The sequence below is a fragment of the Sodalis sp. RH21 genome (assembly GCF_047324175.1).
Taxonomy (GTDB): Bacteria; Pseudomonadota; Gammaproteobacteria; order Enterobacterales; family Enterobacteriaceae; genus Acerihabitans.
The window spans coordinates 2,896,164-2,921,033 of sequence record NZ_CP178732.1 but is presented as its reverse complement, the minus strand read 5'-3'; the positions used below and the strand labels follow the sequence as shown (position 1 = coordinate 2,921,033).

Sequence of the window (24,870 nt, the reverse complement as noted above, 5' to 3'; positions counted from 1 at the left end):
CGTATCGGTGATGCCTGCCGGACGGCTCCTGACGTTCTACACTTAAGTAAGGAGGCGTCCATGGCCGAAAACCCCATATTCAATAATACCTATTTCCAGCGGTTGCCGGAATTCTATACCGCCCTGGCGCCGACGCCGCTGCGCGGCGCGCGTTTACTCTATCATAGCGAGGATTTGGCCCGGGAACTGGCGCTGCCGGCCCACTTATTCGATGAACGGCATGCCGCCGTCTGGTCCGGCGAACAGCTGTTGCCCGGCATGCAGCCGCTGGCCCAGGTCTACAGCGGGCATCAATTCGGCGTGTGGGCCGGGCAGTTGGGGGACGGGCGCGGTATTTTGCTCGGCGAACAGCAATTGCCGGACGGCAGGATGTTTGATTGGCACTTAAAAGGCGCCGGGCATACGCCTTATTCGCGCATGGGCGACGGCCGCGCGGTGCTGCGCTCGGTGGTGCGGGAGTTTTTGGCCTCGGAAGCGCTGCATTATCTGGGCATCGATAGCACCCGGGCCTTGACCATTGTCACCAGCGACGAGCCGGTATGGCGGGAGCAGCCGGAACCGGGAGCGATGTTGCTGCGCATCGCGCAAAGCCATGTGCGCTTCGGCCATTTCGAGCATTTTTATTATCGCCGCGAGCCGGACAAAGTGCGGCAACTGGCCGACTATGCGATCGATCGCCACTGGCCGGCGCTGGCGGGGCAAGAAGGCCGCTATCGGCTCTGGTTCACGGATGTGGTGGAACGCACGGCGCGCACTATTGCCCAATGGCAGGCCGTTGGTTTCGCCCATGGCGTCATGAATACCGATAATATGTCCATTTTGGGCACCACCATGGATTATGGCCCGTTCGGGTTCCTGGATGCCTATCAGCCGGGATACATATGCAATCATACCGATCATCAGGGACGCTATGCGTTCGACAACCAGCCGGCGGTAGCGTTATGGAATTTGCACCGTTTGGCCCAGGCGCTGTCCGGCTTGATGCCGGTGAGCGATCTGGAGCTGGCGCTGGGCCATTACGAACCCGCGCTAATGCGCGCCTATGGCGGAGAGATGCGCGCTAAACTGGGTTTGCACACGGTGGATAAGCAGGATAACGACTTATTGACCGGATTACTGAGCCTGATGAGCAAAGAAGGCAGTGATTATACCCGGCTGTTTCGCCTGCTAAGCGAAAGCGAGGCGGCCAACGCTCGTTCGCCCCTGCGCGATGATATGAAGGATCTGGCGGCCTTCGACCACTGGTATCAAGCCTACCGTCGGCGGCTGCTGCAAGAAGGCATCGCGGACGACCAGCGCCGTGAATCGATGCAGGCCAAAAACCCTAAATTTATCCTGCGCAATTATCTGGCGCAGTTGGCGATTGACGGCGCCGGAAAAAATGACCTCTCATTCCTGCGCCGCCTGCATGAGGCGCTGCGCCGCCCTTATACCGACGACCCCGATCTCGACGATCTGGCGGCGTTGCCGCCGGAGTGGGGCAGGCACCTGGAAATATCCTGCTCCAGCTAGATCTTGCGCGGGTTGCCCGGGGGGCCCGCGCTACCGATCTTCCCCGCTGGGGATAGGATCGTTAAAGCCGTCGGATAAATAGCGCAGTTCATCAATGGATAATATAATGTCCAAAAATGTCTGCTCGATGATTTCAGGCTCCTCAATTCCGTCGATGTCATATTCAGCCAAAATATGCCGGAGCAGAGAGAGCGACGCGTCGCTTAATTCAATTCCGCCGATTTTAACCGGGTTTTCCGGTTCATGTAAAATAATCAGCTTTAATAAATCGATATAAATTGGCGGAATATTTTCATGATCCCGTTTTTGCCTGGAGGCGGTCAGCGAATTTATCGTGTCGCGCAGTGAACCCCATAAATCGTGGAATGTGCGGTGGATCTTCTGCGCCATTTTCGGTGTTATATTGTCATGCGGATGGAGGGTGTCGATAATACTCAAGCTTTTTTTTTGTTTGGGATGAAAAACCCTAAACCATTCCGGACGTCTGGTTCTGATATCATCACTGACTTTATGGGGAAACGCTTTAACGTCAACCCCCAGTTCATCAGCCAGGATCTGCGCGGTCGAATAGCGGTTGCCATATCCGCCATAACAGGAAAATAGCTCGATACTGGTCAGTTCTCGCAGGTTAAACACGGCGTTTTCCAGATGGGGGAGCCCGCGGATAATATCCGAAAATTCTATAGCATCCATATGATTGATATTAAAAGGGGCGCCATGCATTTTTATCCGTATGCGGGTGCCAAGATCGTTAATGGCTTCGATGCGGCAATCTTTGCCCAATAATACTCGCTGACGTGGTATTACTTGCTGGCGATGTTCTAGTAAACGCCCATCAACAAAATATTTCGGCATCGATTCCTGGGGCAAGGAATCGAGTAGCGTGGGGCTATCTTCAATCGAACCAAATGCGGCACCGGTGAGGACAATAAGCCTTTTTTCTACCTGCCTCAATGCTAAAATCCCGCCGACAAATTCCCCCATTTGTTCAGCAATGATAATAGAAGGACGTTCCGGCAAGCCATTATCAAAAAAATTGTTTTGTACCCCGGTAAACCGGCCATTGCCCAAGGAGAGGAGCAAATGCTCTAATTGATTGCCTAACGAGTAAAATCCAACTAATTTCCCTTCGTTGACTTTTAATAATTCTTCGATGCTGGATATTCGTACTTTATGCGTTAACAGGGCGCCGCTGTTATATGAATCAATTTTTGCTGATTGGATTATATTTATTAATAGATCAAATGTTTCGACATTAATTTTTCCACATCGATATAATATTTTTATCGGATATTCTTGCTTATCGAAATGAATTTTTTTACTATGGCGAAGCGAGCGCATGGCAGAACGAAAGTCTTTGGCAGCAGTTCGCTGAAAAGAATGTTTTGAATTGTAGGCGCGATTGGATTTTTTAACAAGTGAAGCCTGATACCAGGTAGGCTCGGTAAGTAAATACCCATCCTTGATATAGTTAGAGGCGGACATCGATTCACGAAAAGGGAAATATTTCGCATCCTCAACGTGTTCAAAATCTTTATATTTAACAAGATCATAACCTATATTTACATCATGTCGATACATCATTACCCATTCATTATGCGTAAATACATCTCTTTTATCAGACAGTTTTAAATGCGCTCTCATTTCACGCAGATCAAGTATGTATCTGATTTCTTCAATATCAACCGTTAGCGCATAATAGGTTATCGGATTGACGTCGCCACTATCTGTCCATGAGGTAATGGCACGGAATCTGACAATAGCATCCTGGCGATCGTTTAACGTATTTAACGCATCGATAAGCATGGATTCAGCGACGCTACTGGAGTTTATTTTTAACAGATCGACAATTTCTTTTCGAAAGAATAAATTTTTATTGAATTTGTAAAGAAAATGTTCATGATTTGCCGTGCCCGCAATAAGACTGCGCGCATAGTCATTTTTATAAAGATAAAATCTCAATACTTTTTTATGAAATTCAATTTTCTCATAATTGTAGCGGCTTTCACTCTCAACCGGAGACAATGGTTCGGATTCAATGGATTCCAGCCCCAAAAGATTTTTCCCGCTGAGCTGCATGAGATTACGCGGAAATTCGCGGTAGTTGAATAAATCAGTACGATCGGCAATCCAGTCACCGGTGGGGCCTTTTACAATGGGGATAGCTAAATTTTTATCATTGGCGGCTTGAGCGTTTACAATGCGCAATAGCTGGTTGTTATCTTCATAGACCCTGAAAAAATCATTATTATTTTTGATATATTTTCTCTTGCTATTGTCACCGTCAATCCAAATATCTCCCTGCTGATGAAATGTTTTACCCTCCATATCCACTTTCCAAGCTTGCCGCTGGTTTTTTTTACGTGTGATTTCTTTCCTGATCGATTCATTTACCATAGCGATGCTTTCAGCGATTTTTTTATGGGATTTTTGTTTTCGCAAGTTGAATAATAATGACGGTGAAATGGGGCTGGGGTTTATTAAAGAGCTTAACTCTTGTAAAGCAATTTTACCGCCCGTGTTCGCAAATTTCGGGGCTATGGAGGCAAGTTCGGCGGCAATAAATGGCATCATTCTACCCCTGGATATTTTGAGCCGAACGGCTTTTTCCAGTAAATTATTCAAACTCACATTCGCCAGCTTCTGTACTCTGTTCCCTATATTGAAACATGTCATCACTACGTCAAAAAGATCGAATATAATTTCATGGAATTGTATCTCATGCTCCTCATCATACCAGTGGCGCACTAGGATTTCAAAAAAGGGTAGCAGCTGCCCGATATATTCCGGCCAGGTATGTTTTAGTAATGATTCTTTTAGCTGATCGGCAATTTCAATCAGCGTAGCCTGATTTAAATTATCGATACTAGTGATTAACGGGACATTGATCGCGAGAGGCTGCACGTTTTCCGAAAAGTGGATGCTATAATCACTTATCGTTGACGCAATGTCTTCATTTCTGACCGGCGAAAAACTATAAGGTGGAATGGCATTTTGCTCCAGATCGGATTCTGGCTGCCTGAGTAAGAAGTTGATAACCGGCTCATTGGCTTTAATGTCATTTGCGGCCAGGGACAGTAATGACATCATCTCGGTTTCATTAACCCCTAAGTGTGGCCTATTTCTGATATTTAAATTGATGCCGCTATTTTTCCAATGCGTTATAAGTTGTTTAATGAGTGAGGAATGTTGCAGATGAGTAATATTAATAATGAAGGACAAGCTATTTAAAGTCGACAAGGCGTAAAACCTGTTGCTTTGGGTTTTAAATAATGAGATGAAACCGATATTATTATGCGGAAAGGAAAAGGAAGTTAAAGGCGATGCCGGATTAACTACAAAATTTCGGGAAAATATTTTAAAGGTATAAATTTCTTTGGGCGGATATATCAATTCAACCAAGCCGATGGTAGCATTCCCTAGCGCCATGGTTGTCATATTTACCGCCTCATGATATGAGTCATGAAGTTTATATTCAATGAACTGTTGATAATAGTCCCCAAGCGAAGCAAAATGTGTGCGACTTTCTAATTTAAACACGCTGGAGTAAACCAGTTGGTTCCTCATGCCTAGCTCAATGTGAATATATTTATTTAGGATGATAAACTTTTTTATGACATATAAGACATTTACCGTGCTAAGCATGCGAATTGTTCGGTGTTGTTCGTAAGATAAATACCAAATTGCGGCCGCTTTAATTATTACATCCAGATTGCCGGTTGCTATCATTTTCTCATATTCGGAGAGTAGCCTGTCATCATCATAGGCATCACCTTGTTGTCCGCTGATAAGGCTTTTGGCTGCCATAATTTTTGCATTGATGACTTTTTGAATATTTGTTTCCACACCAGAGAATACAGGGCTATTTAAATAAATTTCAATATTATCATTAAATTTTTCCTGTAAGTCCGTGATATAAATCAATAGTACAAAGGATATTTTTGCTTTCTCTAATATATTAAGATAATCCCGGTACCAGAATTTCAAATTTTTGACTTTTTCTTTTTCCTGGCTGTTATAGGTTAGCACCTCCTTTAAGATATTGTAGGTCATGGTAAAAGGGAAAATGTTTTTCTCCTGCCAGCGGTCAGAACTATACGTCATGTGTTCATTTAATCGTGATAATTCAATGATGCGGATCAATAGAGAAATATTTGGATAGCTATCGGAACGTTGATTAAGTAAATTATCAAGCTCTGTAACCAAAATATTTTCCACTTTCGTATGCTGTAATTCCATTTCATCTTCGGAAAATAGATACCAATGATTTGATAATTCTCCTGGCAATAAAAAATTAGAACTGTGCACGCTAATGCCATTGCTGCGCGTGTATTCAAAAATAAAGAAAAATCTCAATTTTATCAGGGAATTTTTTAACTCCTGTCCGTCATGTTTTATCAATGCATTATAGATTCCTTTATTATTCTGGTAAATGACCCTGTCTATGGGGGCCGTGTCGTCGATGATCAGTTCATTGCAGTATTGATTATAGGCATCTTCCATAATATGTAATAAAGACATTATTTCTTTAAAGTGATTATCTTTAATAAAATCCGCATTGATGGATTTTTGTCTTATTATTTTTCTTGCTTCCTCAAAAGAGTTATAACGTTGCATGTCCAGCAGTTCGCTGAAAAGCGCATTATCAATGTTTTCATTCGCCTGGACTAATTGTTTGTCAATGTTTAGTATATAATTACTCAGCAACGTTTGGCGCGATGCATAAGTAGTTATGTGAGCTATTGTCGCCTGGCTTGCGTGTGGGTTATGTCTGCATTTATCGATAAAATTTTCGGTGTTTTTCTTAAATATAATGATGTTTAGCGGATTAGCATCCTCTTTAAAATACAATCCCTGGTGAAATACCTTAATGACATACTCCCCCAGGAAATGGTCCAGCGCTAATAACTGAGGAAGTTTATGGCCGTGATTATCGGCGTTTTGTAAAAACTCGGTTTTTAGCTCATCCAAATATTTCCTGGCATTCCGTGGCGCAACGATCAGTTGCATTTCAAGATCATCGATGAGGAAAACAAATGAACCTGTTGGATGCGGCAGCGGTTTTTCGGACAGATCCTGGTCGATGGGCCGTAGCGTACTTGCCGGCGGCGCGGAGGTCGTTGAGGGGGCCGTGGTAACCATTGCGGTCTCGATGTCGGCTTCGGCCAATGCTTTATCGCCGGTATCGGTTATATTCGGCTCTTTTGGCTGAGTGTCCCTGGCGGCGCTGAACTCAACGGTTTTTAAGTAGAGGAATTGATTGCCCGGTGACGCGGTGGTGGTATTAGGCATCTGTGCGGCAGCCATGGGAAATTTGCCGATATCCGCCAGTTTGCCGAACCACGTCAGCCATGACCGCGTTTTATCCCACAAATCCCATCCGCCGGCGGCCGTCGCGCCGGCGGCTAATAATGCCGCTGTAGGCAACAATCCTAAAGGTTTGGGAATAATTACATTTTCTATATAATAATTTTCACCGCAGGATACCACCCATCGACTGGCGAATATGCCCACGTAAATTCTTCTTTTGCTGGGAAGCTCAACGCGGGTAGCGGGTATGCTGTACTGTCGGTCATTTATTTCAACGGTAATATATTGGCTGCCTCCGGTATTAAGCGGTGTCCCCAATATCTGGCGGAATTCTTTCACGCAGCTGAACAGATGATTTTCTGAGTTTTTCCCGTCGGCCCTTCCCCCGGTATCTTGGCGCGCAGTTAAGCGGCGCCTGGGTGATTTTTCAGTAGTTCGAAGCGCCGGAAAGGCGGCAATATCATTGCTGATGCAGGTTAATTTACGGGAGAAGCTGTTTCGATGATGTGTATTATTATCAAACTGGTAATTTTCTGATAAAGCAATTTTTTTTGAAGAAGAAAATATAGTAGTATTCTTTTGCATAAAACATCCTTTTAATAATTTTCATTAGAAAGATATTATTTGTTTCTCTATTTAGGTGATGGCCATGAGCAATAGCTCCCCGCGGCCGATATTGATATAACGGCGAATTTCTTTGCTGTGGCCATTAAGAAGATACAACAAATAAAGGGCGGATTTAACTCTTTTTTTCCGTTGGCGGTATGCTGGACAATTGCAAAAAAAACCGCGCAGAGGCGGCTTTTTTCGGTGCGGCTCAACGCTTGCTGCGGGTTAGAAACGGCTATCCACCGCGGCCGCCAGCATAGCCAGCAGTTTTTCGCTATCTTCCCAGCCCAGGCAGGCGTCAGTGATCGATTGACCGTAGGTTAGCGCCTGGCCGGGGATCGGCGTCTGGCAGCCTTCTACCAGATAACTTTCCGCCATAATGCCCACCACCCGCTGTGAACCATCCTTTATCTGGCGGCAAACCGACTCTGCCACGTCCAGTTGGCGCCGATGCTGTTTTTGGCTATTGCCATGGCTGAAATCCACCAGCAAATGCGGCGGTAAATCATACTCGGCCAAATGCTCGCAGGCCTGGAGAACGTCTACGGCATGGTAATTGGGCGTCTTGCCGCCGCGCATGATGATATGGCCGTAAGGATTGCCCGCGGTCTGGTAAATGGTCATCTGCCCTTGTTTGTCGGGGGAGAGGAACAGATGGGACGCGCGGGCGGCGCGGATGGCATCAATGGCGATTTGCGTGTTGCCGTCGGTACCGTTTTTGAACCCGACCGGGCAGGACAGCGCCGATGCCATTTCCCGGTGGATCTGGCTTTCCGTGGTGCGCGCGCCGATGGCGCCCCAGCTAATTAAATCGGCAATGTATTGGCCGACCACCATATCCAGGAATTCCGTGGCGGTGGGCATGCCTAATTCATTTACCGCCAGTAATAAACGCCGCGCCGCTTCCAGCCCATCGTTGACCCGAAAGGTACCGTCGAGGCCCGGGTCGGCAATCATGCCTTTCCAGCCAATCACCGTACGGGGTTTTTCAAAATAGGTGCGCATCACGATTTCCAGACGATCCTGGTAGCGCAGGCGCAGCGTATTGAGTTGACGGGCATAGTCGATGGCGCCGTCGATATCATGAATGGAGCAGGGGCCGATCACCACCAATAAGCGCTGATCCCGGCCATGCAGGATGTTTTCGATACGATGGCGCGCGCCGGTAACATTTTCCGCCACCTGAGGGCCGATCGGTAATAATTCGGCTAATTTTGCGGGCTCGATAAGACGACCGATGCGCCTGGTGCGCAATTCATCAGTGTTAAACATGGACAATCTCTAAAATGTGTTCTTCTCAACGGTGAAAATACCGGGAAGTGATGGCGATCACAATAAACCAAAACCAGATGATTTCAACAATAATAATGACTTTGCGCAGCGGCTCGGCGTTCTGCGGCCTTGGGCTAGTACATGCGCCGGTTCATTCCTAATAAATCCATTATTTTAGTGGCTATCTCTTCAACGGAATGATTGGTGGAGTTGAGATAACGAATTTGATTGTTGCGAAACAATGACTCGACTTCATTAATTTCGAGCCGGCACTGCCGCAGGGAGGCGTATTGGCTGTTATTAAGGCGTTCATCGCGGATAGCCGCCAGGCGTTCGGGGTCGATAGTTAAGCCGAACAGCTTATCGTGAAACGGTTTTAACGCGGCCGGTAAACGCAAATTGTCCATATCGTCGGCGATAAACGGATAATTGGCGGCGCGGATACCGTACTGCATGGCCAGATAAATACTGGTAGGGGTTTTCCCGCAGCGGGACACGCCCAGCAGGATGATTTGCGCCTGATCGAGATTACGCAGGGAAATACCGTCATCGTGGGCCAGGGTGTAATCAATCGCCGCGATGCGCGCATCGTATTTGGTGAGATTAGTGGCGGTCAGTCCATGGGTGCGGTGGGCCACCGGATCGGGGGACAGTCCCAGTTCCTGTTGCAGCGGGGCCACCAGCGCCTGTACCACGTCCTGGCAAAATCCATCGCTGCTTTCGACAATGGTGCGGATCACCGGCGAAACAATAGAATAAAACACCAGCGGGCGCAGACCGCTTTGCTTATGGATCGCATTGATCTGTTCCTTGACCGCCAGCGCCCTGGTTTCGGTCTCTACAAAGGGCAGGGTGAAGCTGGCGGTGGACACCGGAAATTGGGATAGCACCGCATGGCCGACCACTTCCGCGGTGATGGCGGTGCCATCGGAGATGAAAAAAACGCTTCGTTCCATAGACCACTCCTGGCTTGTCGTTGCGGCAAACTCTGATTTTTCGGGCTGGCACGATTCACCCTGGGCCTAAGCATGGAGGTTTATGCTACGCTCAAGATGGTCATCAATACCGGCATTAATATTGGCATTACCCTATTCCATTATAAGTAATAAAAGGAAGACGCAGATGTCTCAAACTGATAATGATTCAGATAGCGTATTATGGTACGACCAACTCGGCATGCATGATGTTGAGCGCGTTGGCGGCAAAAATGCGTCCCTGGGAGAAATGATTACGCACTTATCCGCCCTTGGCGTCTCTGTGCCGAACGGTTTTGCCACTACGGCCAAGGCGTTTAATGATTTTCTTAATCAAAGCGGCATTAATCAGCGTATCTATGAATTACTGGATCGCACCGACATTGATGATATCGGTGAATTGTCCCAGGCCGGCCAGCAAATCCGGCAATGGATTATCGATACCCCGTTTCAGCCCGAGCTGCAGGCCGCCATCAGTGCCGCTTACCAGCAATTGTCCAAGGATGACGACGAGGCTTCCTTTGCCGTACGTTCGTCCGCTACCGCGGAAGATATGCCCGACGCTTCGTTCGCCGGCCAGCAGGAAACCTTTCTTAACGTCCAGGGCATCGACGCGGTCATGACCGCCATTAAGCACGTCTACGCTTCCTTGTTTAACGATCGGGCCATCTCCTACCGGGTGCACCAGGGGTATGATCACCGCGGCGTGGCGCTGTCCGCCGGCGTGCAGCGCATGGTACGTTCCGACCTGGCCGCGGCCGGCGTGATGTTCACCATCGATACCGAGTCCGGTTTCGATCGAGTGGTATTTATCACCGCCGCTTACGGCCTGGGCGAAATGGTGGTGCAGGGCGCGGTCAACCCCGACGAATTTTATGTGCATAAACCTACTCTGCAGGCCGGCCGGCCTGCGATAGTGCGGCGTAATATCGGCTCGAAAAAAATCCGCATGGTTTATGCCGATAGCCAGGAACACAGCAAGCAGGTAAGAATCGAGGATGTGCCGGAAAACGAACGCCGCCGCTTCGCGCTTACCGACGAAGAAGTACAGGATCTTGCCCGCCAGGCGTTGCAAATCGAGCAGCACTATAAACGCCCCATGGATATTGAATGGGCCAAAGACGGCCATACCGGCCAGCTGTTTATCGTGCAGGCCCGGCCAGAAACGGTGCGCTCGCGCGGCCAGGTCATGGAACGCTACCAGCTTAAGGCGCGCGGCGAGGTCCTGATTGAAGGCCGGGCCATCGGCCATCGCATCGGCGCCGGCCCGGTAAAAATCATCCATGACATCAGCGAAATGAACCGGGTCGAGGCCGGCGATGTGCTGGTGACCGATATGACCGACCCCGACTGGGAGCCGATCATGAAAAAGGCCGCGGCTATTGTCACCAATCGCGGGGGGCGAACCTGCCATGCGGCCATTATCGCCCGCGAGCTGGGCATTCCCGCCGTGGTCGGCTGCGGCGACGCCACCGAGCGTATCGCCGAAGGGCAGAATGTCACCGTCTCCTGCGCCGAAGGGGATACGGGGTATGTCTACCAGGAGTTGCTCGATTTTGCCGTCAACAGTTCGGAAATCGATCGGATGCCGGAGTTGCCGCTGAAAATCATGATGAACGTCGGCAATCCCGACCGGGCGTTCGACTTCGCCGGTTTGCCCAATGACGGGGTGGGCCTTGCGCGGCTGGAGTTTATCATTAATCGTATGATCGGCGTCCATCCCCGGGCCCTGTTGGAGTTCGACGATCAAACGCCTAAGCTGCAGCAGGAAATCAACGATATGATCCAAGGCTACGACAGCCCGAAAGAGTATTATATCGCCCGGCTGACCGAAGGGGTTTCCACGCTGGCGGCGGCATTCTGGCCCAAACGGGTGATAGTGCGGCTGTCCGATTTTAAATCCAATGAATATGCCAATTTGCTGGGCGGCGAACGCTACGAGCCCGACGAAGAAAATCCGATGCTCGGTTTTCGCGGCGCCGGCCGTTATGTTTCCGCGAATTTCAAAGCCTGTTTCGCCCTGGAATGCGATGCCATCAAACGGGTGCGCAATGATATGGGATTGACCAATGTGGAAATCATGATCCCCTTCGTACGCACGGTAGCACAGGGTAAAGCGGTGGTGGACGAACTGGCTCGCCAGGGTCTTAAGCGCGGCGAACAGGGGCTGAAAATCATCATGATGTGTGAAATCCCTTCCAATGCGCTGCTGGCGGAGCAGTTTTTACAGCATTTCGACGGTTTCTCCATCGGTTCGAACGACATGACCCAGCTGGCCCTGGGCCTGGACCGCGATTCCGGCCTGGTATCGGAACTGTTTGACGAGCGCGACGAGGCGGTCAAAGCCTTGTTGTCCATGGCTATCGCGGCAGCCAAACAGCAAGGGAAATATGTCGGCATTTGCGGTCAGGGACCGTCGGATCATGAGGATTTCGCGGCCTGGCTGATGGAACAGGGCATTGACAGCCTGTCCCTTAATCCGGATACGGTGGTTAAAACCTGGCTAAGTTTGGCCAAGCTGTAATATCGGCCCATTATTTGAAACAGGAAATGCAGCAGGAAAAAAGCCGGCCGGTCCGCCGGCTTTTTTATTTATCTCGCATTTTTTCTAAACGGTGAATTTATAAAATTTGACCGGCGCAACCGCCCTATTCAGGGTAAGGATTCATCAGGAGCGCGGAAAAAAATAAAAAAAAGCCCATCCTATGAGACGGGCAAAGACTACACACAGCAATTCATTTAACTCAGGGGAAACCTTGATGTAAAATCAGTGAGTTGAGTTAATTGATGGGCTAATAATATTAATTGAGGTGAGCTTCGTCATTAAGAATCCTCTGAATAGCAAATAAAAGGCTAATTTGCGCAGCGCCCGATCGTACTTATTTAAACATTGCACGACCTTGGCGTACTATGACCGGTAAAATAATCAGGCTCCCGTCGGGAGCCTGAGATTGCGGCATCATTTGTTTTATTTTCAGCCCTACGAGTATCAGGTAAGATCGCTTAAATGTTTTTCGGGGTCGTGTATTTCCGTCGGCGGCGGCGCTTCGTGCACCCAGGCGAAAATCAGCCGGTAAGATACCGCCAGCACCACCGGCCCGATAAACAGGCCAATCATGCCAAACGCCAGCAACCCGCCGATAACGCCGCACAGCACCAGCAGGATCGGCAAGTCCGCGCCCATACGGATAAATATCGGCCGCAGGATATTATCCAGGGTTCCCACCACGCAGCTCCAAACCAGCAGGACGGTGCCCCAGGTGGTGTCGCCGCTCCAGTAAAGCCATATCATGGCGGGAATCAGTACCGGCAGCGGGCCTAATTGGGCGATGCAGAGGATAAACATCACAATGGTCAGAATCGTCGCCAGCGGGATGCCGGAAACCGCCAGCCCGATACCGCCCAGCACCGACTGCACAATGGCGGTGAGCACCACGCCCAGCGCCACCGCGCGGATGGCTTGCGCCGCCAGCAGCACCGAGGCGTCGCCGCGCTCGGCGCCCAGGCGAATGGCAAAATGGCGCACCGCCAGCGCCACGCGCTCGCCCCGGATATAGAGCAGTACGCTAAATAAAATCATCAGGCCGCAGTGAATCAGGAAACTGCCCACCTGCGCCACCTGGGATAATAGCCAGGTGGCCGATTGGCCGATATACGGCTGTATCTTATTGACCAGGGGGCCGCCGCCGCCGGAAATCATGGTTTGCCAGCCGGAATATAATTTATGACCGACCAGAGGCACGTCACGGAGCCAATGCAGGGTGGGCAACGTCAGGCGGTTGGGCTGTGTGGCCCAGGCGATCAGCGGGGCGCTGTTATCGATGACGCTGCTGATCAGGATGGAAACCGGCAGCACAAACAACAATAGCAGCAATATGGTCATGACGACCACCGCCAGCGAGCGTCGCCCCCAAAGCAAGTTTTGTAATTTGATCAATAGCGGCCAGGTGGCGATGACCACCATGCTGGCCCAGGCAAATCCCAGGATAAACGGTTGCACGACCCAAAAGCAGGCCAATGTCATGAGCGCAATAAACGTTACGCTAAACAGCATCCTTGGCAGATCAAGCAGTTGACGCGGGTAATCCATCAAAAAGTTTTCACCTCAGTTAACAGGCTGGTCAAAGCGGTATGACATAGAGCGGCAAAAATAAATCCGTTCGTCAGCAACAGCCATAATAATGCGTTATTTCACGGTTTTTTGACAGACCGGCGCAAAAAGTTTAACCCGGGGGCGCGGGAGCATTCGCACCGGGGCGTCAGGGCGCTAACCTAGCATAGGCGAAGATTTTTCTTCGGCAACGGCGCACGACAAAAAGAAATATGATAAAACAATCATACGCACCCTCAAAAAACCGTGATGCCGAACCCATTCATCATCGAACAGCAGGCCCAGAGTCAATGATCCCACAGATTTCGCAGGCGCCGGGACTGGCGCAGCCGGTAATTGATTTTATCAACACCCTCAAACTCAGCGGCTTTACCGGCGACACGGCCACCACCTATGCCGACCGGCTCACCATGGCCACCGATAATAGCATTTACCAGTTGTTGCCCGACGCGGTGGTCTTTCCGCGCCATACCGCCGATGTGGCGCTGATTAGCCGTCTGGCGCACGACCCGCGCTTCGCCGCGCTGGCTTTTACCCCGCGCGGCGGCGGCACCGGCACCAATGGCCAGGCGCTTAATACCGGCATCGTCGTGGATATGTCGCGCTATATGAACCGCATCCTGGAAGTGGACCCGCAGCAGGGTTGGGTCAGGGTCGAGGCGGGGGTGATCAAAGACCAGCTCAACGAGTACCTGCGCCCGCTGGGCTATTTTTTCGCCCCCGAGTTGTCCACCAGTAATCGCGCCACCCTGGGCGGGATGATCAATACCGATGCGTCGGGGCAGGGTTCGCTGGTCTATGGCAAAACCTCCGATCATGTCCTGGGCATCCGGGCGGTGCTGATGGGCGGCGAGCTGCTCGATACCCAGGCGATGCCTACCGCCCAGGCGGAGCAATTGGCCGCGCAGGATAATCCGGTCGGGCGGATTTATCGCACGGTGCTGGAACGCTGCCGGGAGCAGCGCGGGCTGATTCTGGCAAAATTCCCCAAGCTGAACCGGTTTCTTACCGGCTACGATTTACGCCATGTCTATAGCGACGACCTGCAAACTTTTGACCTGACGCGCATTCTGACCGGCTCCGAAGGCACCCTGGCGTTTATTACCGAGGCCCGCCTGGATATCACTCCGCTGCCCAAAGTGCGCCGGCTGGTGAATGTGAAATATGATTCGTTTAATTCGGCGCTACGCAATGCGCCGTTTATGCTGCGGGCCCATGCGCTTTCGGTTGAAACGGTGGACTCGACGGTGCTGAACCTGGCGCGGGAAGATATCGTCTGGCACTCGGTGCGCGATTTGATCGCGGATGTGCCGGGCCGTGAGGTGCTGGGGCTGAATATCGTGGAATTCGCCGGCGACGATGCCGAACTTATCGGGCGCCAGCTCGCCGACCTTTGCCTTGGACTTGATAATCTGATGGCGCAGGGGCAAGACGGCGTGATCGGCTATCAAATCTGCGATCGATTGGCCGGCATCGAAAGAATTTACGCCATGCGCAAAAAAGCGGTGGGACTGCTGGGCAACAGCAAGGGCAGCGCCAAGCCTATTCCCTTCGCTGAGGATACCTGCGTGCCCCCTGAGCATTTAGCCGATTATATCAACGAATTCCGTCAATTGCTGGATGATAATCATCTTAGTTATGGCATGTTTGGCCATGTGGACGCCGGGGTGCTCCATGTGCGTCCGGCGCTGGATATGTGCGATCCGGCGCAGGAAATGGTGATGAAGCGGCTGTCGGATAGCATCGTGGCGCTTACCGCCAAATACGGCGGCCTGCTATGGGGCGAGCACGGCAAAGGTTTTCGCGCCGAATACAGCCCGGCGTTTTTCGGCGATGTCCTTTATCACGAACTGCGGCTGATCAAATCGGCCTTTGACGCCGGTAACCGGCTGAATCCCGGCAAAATTTGTTCGCCGGTGGATAGCCTGGCGCCGATGAAAACCATCGATGCGGTCAAACGCGGCACCTTCGATCGGCAAATTCCGCTGGCGGTGCGCGGTTCTTTTCGCGGCGCGCTGGATTGCAACGGTAATGGCCTGTGTTTTAATTTTGACGCCCGCAGCCCCATGTGCCCCTCGATGAAAATTACCGGCAATCGTATTCATTCCCCCAAAGGCCGCGCCACCCTGGTGCGGGAATGGCTGCGTTTGCTGGCGGAGCAAGGGGTCGATCCGCTGTTGCTGGAGAAAAACCTGCCGACCGGCATGGCCACGCTGCGCGATCTGGTCAGCCGAACGCGCAACAGCCTGCGGGCGGCGAGCGGCGAGTACGATTTTTCCCACGAAGTCAAAATGGCCATGTCCGGCTGCCTGGCCTGTAAAGCCTGCTCGACACAATGTCCGATAAAAATAGATGTGCCGGGTTTCCGCTCCCGTTTTCTCCAGCTCTATCACACGCGTTATCTGCGCCCGGTGCGCGATCATTTGGTGGCGGGCGTGGAAGGTTATGCGCCGCTGATGGCCCGCGCCCCGCGGCTGTTTAACTTTTTCCTTAAACAACCGTGGCTGCGGGAACTCGGCCGCGCGCGCATCGGCATGGTGGATTTGCCGCTGCTGTCCGCACCGCCGTTACGCGCCCGCCTGGCCGGCCGGCGGACAAGCGGGGTGACCCTTGAGCAACTGGAACGGATGACCGCCGGCCAGCGGCGGGATTATGTTTTGATCGTGCAGGACCCCTTCACCAGTTTTTATGATGCCGACGTGGTCGCCGATTTTGTCCTGCTGGTGGAAAAACTGGGATATCGACCGGTATTGCTGCCGTTTTCGCCCAATGGCAAAGCCCAGCATATCAAGGGCTTTTTACAGCGCTTCGCCAAAACCGCCGCCAAAACCGCCGATTTCCTTAACCGTACCGCGCGTCTGGGCCTGCCGATGGTCGGGGTGGACCCGGCGCTGGTGCTCTGCTATCGCGACGAATACCGCGAGATACTCGCCGACGCCCGTGGGGATTTTAAGGTGCTGCTGGTACATGAATGGCTTATGACGCTGCCGGCGGGCGGTGCGGCGGCGCCTGTAGCAGCCGCGCCTGCGCTCTTATCGGCACCGGCGCAGTCACCAGTGACGGTGTCACCTGACGCGACCGCCCAGCCTGCTTTAGCGGCCTCCGCCGCGGCGGCTGAAGCGGAAATCACTCGACCGGCCGGACCACAGCCAGCGACGACGCAGACCCTTTCCGCCGCTCCCTGGTATCTGCTTGGCCATTGTACGGAAGCCACCGAATTGCCGGCCAGCGGCCAGCAGTGGGCGTCCATTTTCGCCCGCTTCGGCGCGACGCTTGAGACCGTGAGCGTCGGCTGTTGCGGCATGGCGGGCACCTACGGCCACGAAAGCGCCAACCTGGAAAACTCGCGCGGTATTTACGCCCTGTCATGGCAGCAGGCCCTGCAACGCCTGCCGCACGCCCGCTGCCTGGCCACCGGCTACTCTTGCCGCAGCCAGGTCAAGCGCATCGAAGGAGAGGGCATTCGTCATCCGCTACAGGCGCTACTGGAGATCATTTGATGATTTGGACACGCGCAACATCGCTTGAGGCGCTTAACCACCTCAATGCGGGCACCCTGGTGGAACATCTGGGCATTGTTTTTACCCGGCTGGGCGACGATGAACTGGAGGGGACCATGCCGGTAGATCGCCGCACCCGCCAGCCGTACGGCCTGCTGCACGGCGGAGCGTCGGTAGTATTGGCCGAATCCCTGGGCTCGGTGGCCGGCTACCTGTGCACCACGGGGAACGATCGGGTCGTCGGGTTGGATATCAATGCCAACCACCTGCGGGCGGTAAAAGAGGGATATGTGCGCGGGATATGCCGCGCCATCCGCATCGGCCGTACCCACCAGGTGTGGGAAATTCGTCTGCACGATAGCAAAAATCATTTGAGCTGCATCGCACGGCTGACCACGGCGGTGCTATCTGCATCAGGCAAGGCGCCGGCTAAACCGGGTGGCGCCGATTGATACGCCGTTTCAGGTGCAGTATCAGCAACGCGGCGAGGCCGGCCATCATCGCTGCGCACAGATAAATATACGACATGCCCAGATGGGACATAATCAGGCCCGCCGCCGGCCCCGCCAGGCTGAGACCCAAATCGAGGAACGCGGTGTAGGTGCCAAGCGCGGTGCCCTGGTTGGGCGGCGGCACCTGCTTTACCGCCTCGACCCCCAGGGCCGGGAATACCAGCGAGAACCCGGCGCCGGTCAACAATGCGCCCATGCCCGCCACCAGGGGATTAGGCGCCAGCCAAATCAGCAGCAGCCCCAAGGTTTCGCAGATAAAAGACAGCAGTGAAACATTTAGCCCGCCGTACTTATTAATGGTGTCGCCCGACATCAGCCGCACGCCGACAAAAGCGGTGCTCATCAACGTCAGCGCGAAGGCGGCCCCCGCCCAGGAGCGCTCGGCGTAATAGAGGGTGATAAAACTGACGATGACCCCGAACCCGATGGTACCCAATCCCAGCCCCAGTCCGAACAGCCAGATTTTGCCCACTACGGTGCTAAAGGCGATACGTGTGCCGGGGGAAATGGACACCGCCGTTTTACGCGCCGCCAGAAACCAGGCGATGAGAGCCGCCAGTAAAATAAATGCGCCGACGGCGCCGATGCCGCCGAGGTCGTTTACATACACCCCCAGCGGCGCGCCGACGGCGATGGCCCCGTACGTGGCCACGCCGTTCCATGAAATCACCCGCGCGGTATGCCTTTGGCCTACGCTGGCTATGCCCCATAACGTGGCGCCGGTACTGGCAAAGCTTTCGCCGACCCCCAGCACCAGCCGTCCGGCGAACAGCAAAGCCAGACTGACCCACGGCAGCGCGTGCGTCCAGGCGGCCAGCCCATAACCCAGGCCGCTCAGGCTGCAGCAGGCCAAGCCGAACAGCACCACTTTTTTGGGGCCCAGCACATCGGCATAACGTCCGGCATGGGGGCGGCTCAGCAAAGTGGCGATATACTGGATGCTGATGGCAAAACCCGCGATAACGGTGTTAAAGCCCAACTGGGTATGGGTAAAACCGGGAATAATGGCCAGCGGCAGGCCGATGGTCAGGTAGCAGATGAAAGTAAAAAAAACGATTGGGAGAATGCGTTTATTCAGCTGGCGCGTAGTCAGGACAGGAACGGGGGCAACGGAAGAGGGCATAGGCTTGGCGAGTCCGGCACACTAAATTTGCCCCAGCATACCGCACCGCCGCGGCGGTTCACCGATTAAAATGCTAAAAATCATTACGACCCGGGGGTCGCTGCGCACGCCGGCCCTGCTCAAACCCCCGTTGTGTGATATAATTGTACTATAAATGTAAAAAGCATTGAGCAAAATCAAGCGGCCAATGGCGGGGATAAGCCGGAGGCGGGCGGTTTAATCGCACGGATTGCTTGTGGCAAATGAGAACAGCGGAATAATATGAATATCTATGCGTTGAGAAATGCTTATATCAATAGAGATGGTTATCATTATCAATTGGAAGCGTTTTTTTACGGGCATTTCCCGCTGATAAACACGCCGGATCTATTTTAAAATGCATAACAAATGCGCAAAACGGGTGCGATAAAGTTGGCCTGTCATAAAAATAGTTTTTTTCGATGAAGTTTTTTTTATTTAGCCGCAATAAGAGTTCTGATATTTATAATAGGGTCTTTATTTGACTTTATTCTTTAAAATCAAATGAATAAAAAATCATCCCCGCGACGGATAGCGGGACAAACAGTAATAAAACGGTTATTATTATCAGTAAACGCTTTTTTAACGCCATTTTTGGCTATTCCCCTACAAAGGGCAAGGTTGCAGTGGTAATTCATATCACTAACATAGAGAGATTGCTGTTTATCGTCTTGAAACATTGAGAGGTAAGTTTTATGCAAATGGATACGGTTGAAACGTTTTCATTAGAAGAAAATATATGGCAGGGACTCACCCTAAGCGAGACCGCGGCCAGGCAGATTCGTCATCTGATGGAGCAAAATGCCGCCATGCAGGGATTACGGCTCGGGGTGAAACAATCGGGTTGCGCGGGCTTCGGCTACGTTATGGATGTCGCCACCGACTCGAATGAAGACGAATTGGTTTATGAACGCGATGGCGCACGCCTGTATGTACCGCTCAAAGCCATGCCGTTTATCGACGGCACCGAAGTGGATTATGTGCAGGAAGGGCTGAATCACGTATTTAAATTTAACAATCCCAAAGCTCAGCATGCCTGCGGGTGTGGCGAAAGTTTTGGTCTTTGAGCGATGAACCATTATGGCACGAAGCAATATAGAAACTCCTGAGGCAATCAATGCCGCGCAACCCTGGGAAAAAAGCGAACGTTATAAAGAGGGCTTTTTTACCCAGCTGGTCACCGACGAGTTGGCCCACGGCATCAGCGAAGATGTGGTGCGGGCGATCTCGGCTAAACGTAATGAGCCGGAGTGGATGCTGGAGTTTCGTCTCGATGCCTACCGCGCCTGGCTGAAAATGGAAGAACCCCATTGGTTGAAAGCGCATTACAAGAAACTGGATTATAACGAGTACAGCTATTATTCCGCACCTTCCTGCGGTAGCTGCGACGATACCTGCGGCTCCCAGCCCGGGGCGCTGCAGCAGCCCGGTATCGAAGCGACCAATAATTATCTGACCAGCGAAGTCGAAAACGCGTTCAACCAGCTTGGCGTGCCGGTACGTGAAGGTAGCGAAGTGGCGGTGGACGCCATTTTCGACTCCGTGTCGGTGTCTACCACCTATCGCGACAAACTGGCGAAGCAAGGCATCATCTTCTGTTCGTTCGGCGAAGCCATCCACGAGCATCCTGAACTGGTACGCAAGTACCTGGGCAGCGTGGTGCCGCCCAATGACAACTTCTTCGCGGCGCTGAACTCGGCGGTCGCTTCCGACGGCACCTTTGTCTATATCCCGAAAGGGGTGCGCTGCCCGATGGAGCTGTCCACCTATTTCCGTATCAATGCGGCGAAAACCGGCCAGTTCGAGCGCACGATCCTGATTGCCGACGAAGGCAGCTATGTCAGTTATATCGAAGGGTGCTCCGCGCCGGTACGGGATAGCTACCAGCTGCACGCCGCGGTGGTGGAAGTGATCGCCCATAAAGACGCCGAAGTAAAATATTCCACGGTGCAAAACTGGTTCGCCGGCAGCGAGTCCGAAGGCGGCATCCTGAATTTCGTCACCAAGCGCGCGCTGTGTGAAGGCGATAATTCGAAAATGTCCTGGACCCAGTCCGAAACCGGTTCTGCCATCACCTGGAAATACCCGAGCGTGATCCTGCGCGGCGACAATTCCGTGGGCGAGTTTTTCTCGGTAGCCTTGACCAACGGCCGCCAGCAGGCGGATACCGGCACCAAAATGATCCATATCGGCAAAAACACCCGCTCAACCATCATTTCCAAGGGGATTTCAGCGGGTAAAAGTGAAAACACCTATCGCGGCCTGGTGAAAATCATGCCGAGTGCGACCAACGCCCGCAACTTTACCCAGTGTGACTCGATGCTGATCGGCAGCGAGAGCGGCGCGCATACCTTCCCCTATGTGGAAGTGCGTAATAATACGGCGCAGCTGGAACATGAAGCGACGACGTCGCGCATCGGCGAGGATCAGCTGTTTTATTGCCGCCAGCGCGGCATCAGCGAGGACGATGCCATCTCGATGATCGTCAACGGGTTCTGCAAGGACGTTTTCTCGGAATTGCCGCTGGAATTCGCCGTCGAGGCGCAAAAATTATTGGCTATCAGCCTTGAACACAGCGTGGGTTAACCGGCCATTGGCCGCTTGGCGCGCACCAGCATTTGCTGTCCGCCTGTCAGTCTGAAAAAAGTGGGTCTGAAAAGTCGGGTAAAGGAAAAAACATGTTAACAGTTCGCAATTTAAACGTCAGTGTGGAAGACACATCCATCCTCAAGGGATTGAATTTGGAGATCAAACCCGGCGAGGTGCATGCGATCATGGGGCCGAATGGTTCCGGAAAAAGCACGCTCTCCGCTACCCTTGCCGGGCGGGAAGATTATCGGGTCACCGAAGGGGAAGTGCTGTTTAACGGCAAAGACCTGCTGGCCCTTGATCCAGAAGAGCGCGCGGGCGAAGGCATTTTCATGGCCTTCCAGTATCCGGTGGAGATCCCGGGCGTCAGCAATCAGTTCTTTTTACAGACCGCGGTAAACGCGGTGCGCAAATACCGCCAGCAGGAACCGCTCGATCGTTTTGATTTCGCCGACTTTATCGAAGAAAAGATCGCCTTGCTGAAAATGCCGCAGGATCTGCTTACCCGCTCGGTTAACGTCGGTTTTTCCGGCGGCGAGAAAAAGCGCAACGACATTTTGCAAATGGCGGCGCTGGAGCCGCGGCTGTGCATCCTGGACGAGACCGACTCCGGCCTGGATATCGATGCGCTCAAAGTCGTGGCGCACGGTGTGAATACCCTGCGCAATGAGGAACGCTCATTTATTATCGTTACCCATTACCAGCGTATCTTGGATTACATCAAACCGGATCACGTACACGTGCTTTACCAGGGCCGCATTGTTAAATCCGGCGATTTTTCCCTGGTGAAACAGCTTGAGGAGCAAGGCTATGGCTGGCTTACCGAACAACAATAATGCCCAGGCGTTGCAACAATGGCACCATCTGTTCGAGGGGCTTAATGCGACCCGTTCGGCGCAGGCATATGAGCATTGGCAGAATGTGGAACGCCTCGGTTTGCCGACGCGCAAACACGAAAACTGGAAATATACCCCCCTGGAAGGCCTGCTGGCCCACCGTTTCGCCAGCATCGAAGGCAAAAGCATCAGCCCGGCGCAGCGCGATGAGCTGGGCCTGGAGCTCGATGCCGTGCGCCTGGTGTTTGTCGACGGACGCTATGACGCCAGCCTGAGCGATATCGATACCGGTTTCTGGCAGGTGACGGTGGAAAGGGACGCGCAGCGCCAGCCGCTGCCCGAACCCGTTCAAGCGGAAATCTTTCTGCATCTGACGGAAAGCCTGAGCCGTGAAACGACGCGTATCCGCCTGCCGGCCGGGAAAGCGGCGCAAAGGCCCCTGTACCTGCTGCACATCAGCCGCGGCGGCGATAACGCCGGCGAAGAGCTGAACACGCTGCATTATCGTCACCATATCGACGTGGAGCGCGGGGCGCAGGCGCAGGTGATTGAGCACTTTATCAGCGCGGACGGCCGGGCGCACTTCACCGGCGCGCGGCTGACCATGACGGTGGGCGACAATGCCCGCCTGAGCCACATCAAGCTGGCGTTTGAACATCGCGACAGCTATCACTTCGCCCATAACGATATCACTATCGGCCGCGATGCCGTGGTGCGCAGCAGCAGCTTTTTGTTAGGCGCCGGCCTGACGCGCCACCAGACCAGCGCCCGTCTCGACGGTGAAGGGTCGGATCTGGCCATCAACAGTTTACTGTTGCCGTCCCATAATGATGTGACCGACACCCGCACCTACCTGGAGCACAACAAGGGGTACTGCCTGAGCCGCCAATTGCATAAAGTCATTGCCCGCGAGCGGGGCAAAGGGGTGTTTAACGGCTTGATCAAAGTAGCCAAACATGCCATCAAAACCGACGGCCAGATGACCAATAATAACCTGTTGATGGATCGCCTGGCGGAAGTGGATACCAAACCACAGCTGGAAATCTACGCCGACGACGTGAAATGCAGCCATGGCGCCACCGTCGGACGCATCGACGAAGAGCAGATGTTTTATCTGCGCTCGCGGGGCATTCGCCAGGAAGACGCGCAGAAAATGATTATCCATGCTTTCGCCGCTGAAATCACCGAGGCGATCGATAACCAGGTGGTGCGCGAAACCGTACTGGCGCGCATCGCCGATTCTTTACAGGGGGGAATGAATGTCTTATCCCATTGAGCGTATCCGGTCGGATTTCCCGATACTGGCGCGGGAGGTTAACGGCCAGCCCTTAACCTATCTGGACAGCGCGGCCAGCGCACAGAAGCCCAATGTCGTTATCGAGAGCGAAAGCGACTTTTATCGCCAGGGATATGCAGCCGTGCACCGCGGCATTCATACGCTCAGCGCCGAAGCCACCGGCCGCATGGAGGACGTGCGCGCCCAGGCCGCCCGCTTTATCAACGCGGCGTCGGTAGACGAGATTATTTTCGTCAAAGGCACCACCGAAGGCATCAACCTGGTGGCCAACAGCTACGGGCGCCACTTTTTGCAGCCCGGCGACAACCTGATCATCACCGAAATGGAGCACCACTCCAATATCGTGCCCTGGCAGATCATCGCCGCTGAAAAAGGCATCGATATCCGGGTTTTGCCGCTATTGTCCGACGGCACCCTGGATGAAGCGAAACTCGCGGATTTAATTGACGATCGCACGCGCCTGCTGGCCATTACCCAGGTTTCCAACGTGCTGGGTACCGTTAATCCGCTGCCGCGGCTGATTGCGCGGGCGCGGGCCGCCAATCTGGTGGTGCTGGTGGACGGCGCCCAGGGGATCATGCACCAGAAGGTGGATGTGCAGGCCCTCGACTGTGATTTTTACGTATTCTCCGGCCATAAAATCTACGGTCCGTCCGGTATCGGCATTTTGTACGGCAAAAAACGGCTGCTCGACGCCATGCTGCCGTGGGAAGGCGGCGGTTCCATGATCCGCACCGTCAGCCTGACCGAAGGCACCACGTTCCTCGACGCGCCGTGGCGTTTTGAGGCCGGTTCCCCCAATACCGCCGGTATGATGGGGCTGGGCGCCGCCCTGGGATATGTGGAAGAACTGGGGATTGACAATATCCATGCCTACGAACGCGAGTTGATGCGCTACGCGCTGGAAGCGTTGCAGCAGGTGCCCGACCTGATCCTCTACGGTCCGGACGACCGCGCCGGGGTCATCGCGTTTAATCTGGGTAAGCATCATGCCTACGATGTGGGCAGTTTTCTCGATCAATATGGCATCGCCATCCGCACCGGGCACCATTGCGCTATGCCGCTGATGGCGTATTATCAGGTGCCTAGCATGTGCCGCGCTTCCCTGGCGCTATATACCACCCGGGAAGACATCGACCGGCTGGTGGCCGGATTGATACGCGTACGGCGCTTGCTGGGTTAATTCTGACAGCCATGGAGAATGGGG

The 24,870-nt window shown here is 53.0% G+C and carries 14 protein-coding genes and 1 other RNA gene; 9 read left to right on the top strand and 6 right to left on the bottom strand.

All coding sequences use genetic code 11. The features are described from left to right. The first annotated feature begins 60 nt into the window (after nt 1-60). On the top strand, nt 61-1,512 hold the full coding sequence (locus ACL2XP_RS13365) for a protein adenylyltransferase SelO (RefSeq protein ID WP_413738975.1): 1,452 nt from the start codon (nt 61-63) through the stop codon (nt 1,510-1,512). A 30-nt stretch (nt 1,513-1,542) separates the two neighbouring features. Here ACL2XP_RS13365 and ACL2XP_RS13360 read toward each other — a convergent pair whose 3' ends face one another. The 3 genes from ACL2XP_RS13360 to ACL2XP_RS13350 all read right to left on the bottom strand — a co-directional run bounded on the left by ACL2XP_RS13360 (nt 1,543) and on the right by ACL2XP_RS13350 (nt 9,659). Then, the gene (locus ACL2XP_RS13360) at nt 1,543-7,407 is read right to left on the bottom strand and encodes a hypothetical protein (RefSeq protein ID WP_413738974.1); all 5,865 of its coding nucleotides are present in this window, start codon (nt 7,405-7,407) and stop codon (nt 1,543-1,545) included. A 249-nt stretch (nt 7,408-7,656) separates the two neighbouring features. Then, complete coding sequence (locus tag ACL2XP_RS13355; protein ID WP_413738973.1) at nt 7,657-8,703, bottom strand: 3-deoxy-7-phosphoheptulonate synthase; 1,047 nt, start codon at nt 8,701-8,703, stop codon at nt 7,657-7,659. A gap of 134 nt (nt 8,704-8,837) precedes the next feature. Then, the gene (locus tag ACL2XP_RS13350) at nt 8,838-9,659 is read right to left on the bottom strand and encodes a pyruvate, water dikinase regulatory protein (protein WP_413738972.1); all 822 of its coding nucleotides are present in this window, start codon (nt 9,657-9,659) and stop codon (nt 8,838-8,840) included. 166 nt (nt 9,660-9,825) lie between these two features. Between ACL2XP_RS13350 and ppsA the strand changes: the two genes are divergently transcribed. Further along, entirely contained in the window at nt 9,826-12,201 is a 2,376-nt protein-coding gene (ppsA, locus tag ACL2XP_RS13345) for a phosphoenolpyruvate synthase (protein WP_413738971.1), read from the top strand. 162 nt (nt 12,202-12,363) lie between these two features. On the opposite strand, the gene rprA is transcribed toward ppsA, so the two are convergent. Continuing rightward, nucleotides 12,364-12,465, bottom strand: an RNA gene (gene rprA, locus ACL2XP_RS13340) — antisense sRNA RprA. Nucleotides 12,466-12,666: 201 nt separating this feature from the next. Next, entirely contained in the window at nt 12,667-13,767 is a 1,101-nt protein-coding gene (gene ydiK / locus ACL2XP_RS13335) for an AI-2E family transporter YdiK (protein ID WP_413738970.1), read from the bottom strand. 311 nt (nt 13,768-14,078) lie between these two features. On the opposite strand from ydiK, the gene ACL2XP_RS13330 reads away from it, so the two are divergent. Together ACL2XP_RS13330 and ACL2XP_RS13325 are read left to right on the top strand one after the other, a co-directional pair. Then, entirely contained in the window at nt 14,079-17,288 is a 3,210-nt protein-coding gene (locus ACL2XP_RS13330) for an FAD-binding and (Fe-S)-binding domain-containing protein (RefSeq protein WP_413738969.1), read from the top strand. Next, on the top strand, nt 17,288-17,740 hold the full coding sequence (locus ACL2XP_RS13325) for a hotdog fold thioesterase (protein WP_413738968.1): 453 nt from the start codon (nt 17,288-17,290) through the stop codon (nt 17,738-17,740). The genes ACL2XP_RS13330 and ACL2XP_RS13325 overlap by 1 nt, the downstream gene beginning before the upstream one ends. Here the strand turns inward: ACL2XP_RS13325 and ACL2XP_RS13320 are convergent. Next, the gene (locus ACL2XP_RS13320; protein WP_413738967.1) at nt 17,718-18,923 is read right to left on the bottom strand and encodes an MFS transporter; all 1,206 of its coding nucleotides are present in this window, start codon (nt 18,921-18,923) and stop codon (nt 17,718-17,720) included. The genes ACL2XP_RS13325 and ACL2XP_RS13320 overlap by 23 nt on opposite strands. Before the next feature lie 713 nt (nt 18,924-19,636). On the opposite strand from ACL2XP_RS13320, the gene sufA reads away from it, so the two are divergent. The 5 genes from sufA to sufS all read left to right on the top strand — a co-directional run bounded on the left by sufA (nt 19,637) and on the right by sufS (nt 24,846). Then, on the top strand, nt 19,637-20,008 hold the full coding sequence (gene sufA, locus ACL2XP_RS13315; RefSeq protein WP_413738966.1) for a Fe-S cluster assembly scaffold SufA: 372 nt from the start codon (nt 19,637-19,639) through the stop codon (nt 20,006-20,008). Nucleotides 20,009-20,021: 13 nt separating this feature from the next. Beyond that, nucleotides 20,022-21,527, top strand: a complete 1,506-nt coding sequence (sufB, locus tag ACL2XP_RS13310; RefSeq protein ID WP_413738965.1) for a Fe-S cluster assembly protein SufB — start codon at nt 20,022-20,024, stop codon at nt 21,525-21,527. Between the two features lie 92 nt (nt 21,528-21,619). Continuing rightward, nucleotides 21,620-22,366, top strand: a complete 747-nt coding sequence (sufC, locus tag ACL2XP_RS13305) for a Fe-S cluster assembly ATPase SufC (protein WP_413738964.1) — start codon at nt 21,620-21,622, stop codon at nt 22,364-22,366. Then, nucleotides 22,341-23,642, top strand: coding sequence for a Fe-S cluster assembly protein SufD (gene sufD / locus ACL2XP_RS13300; RefSeq protein WP_413738963.1), 1,302 nt, complete (start codon nt 22,341-22,343; stop codon nt 23,640-23,642). Before sufC ends, sufD begins: the two co-directional genes overlap by 26 nt. Continuing rightward, complete coding sequence (sufS, locus tag ACL2XP_RS13295) at nt 23,626-24,846, top strand: cysteine desulfurase SufS (protein ID WP_413738962.1); 1,221 nt, start codon at nt 23,626-23,628, stop codon at nt 24,844-24,846. The genes sufD and sufS overlap by 17 nt, the downstream gene beginning before the upstream one ends. Nucleotides 24,847-24,870 lie beyond the last annotated feature (24 nt).

Excerpts from the sequence above, each read along its gene's own strand:
- ACL2XP_RS13320 (WP_413738967.1), bottom strand. The coding sequence starts at position 18,923 with ATGCCCTCTTCCGTTGCCCCCGTTCCTGTCCTGACTACGCGCCAGCTG.
- sufS (WP_413738962.1), top strand. The coding sequence starts at position 23,626 with ATGTCTTATCCCATTGAGCGTATCCGGTCGGATTTCCCGATACTGGCG.
- ACL2XP_RS13360 (WP_413738974.1), bottom strand. The coding sequence starts at position 7,407 with ATGCAAAAGAATACTACTATATTTTCTTCTTCAAAAAAAATTGCTTTA.
- ACL2XP_RS13325 (WP_413738968.1), top strand. The coding sequence starts at position 17,288 with ATGATTTGGACACGCGCAACATCGCTTGAGGCGCTTAACCACCTCAAT.
- sufB (WP_413738965.1), top strand. The coding sequence starts at position 20,022 with ATGGCACGAAGCAATATAGAAACTCCTGAGGCAATCAATGCCGCGCAA.
- ACL2XP_RS13365 (WP_413738975.1), top strand. The coding sequence starts at position 61 with ATGGCCGAAAACCCCATATTCAATAATACCTATTTCCAGCGGTTGCCG.
- ACL2XP_RS13350 (WP_413738972.1), bottom strand. The coding sequence starts at position 9,659 with ATGGAACGAAGCGTTTTTTTCATCTCCGATGGCACCGCCATCACCGCG.
- ACL2XP_RS13355 (WP_413738973.1), bottom strand. The coding sequence starts at position 8,703 with ATGTTTAACACTGATGAATTGCGCACCAGGCGCATCGGTCGTCTTATC.
- ppsA (WP_413738971.1), top strand. The coding sequence starts at position 9,826 with ATGTCTCAAACTGATAATGATTCAGATAGCGTATTATGGTACGACCAA.
- ydiK (WP_413738970.1), bottom strand. The coding sequence starts at position 13,767 with ATGGATTACCCGCGTCAACTGCTTGATCTGCCAAGGATGCTGTTTAGC.
- sufC (WP_413738964.1), top strand. The coding sequence starts at position 21,620 with ATGTTAACAGTTCGCAATTTAAACGTCAGTGTGGAAGACACATCCATC.
- sufD (WP_413738963.1), top strand. The coding sequence starts at position 22,341 with ATGGCTGGCTTACCGAACAACAATAATGCCCAGGCGTTGCAACAATGG.
- ACL2XP_RS13330 (WP_413738969.1), top strand. The coding sequence starts at position 14,079 with ATGATCCCACAGATTTCGCAGGCGCCGGGACTGGCGCAGCCGGTAATT.
- sufA (WP_413738966.1), top strand. The coding sequence starts at position 19,637 with ATGCAAATGGATACGGTTGAAACGTTTTCATTAGAAGAAAATATATGG.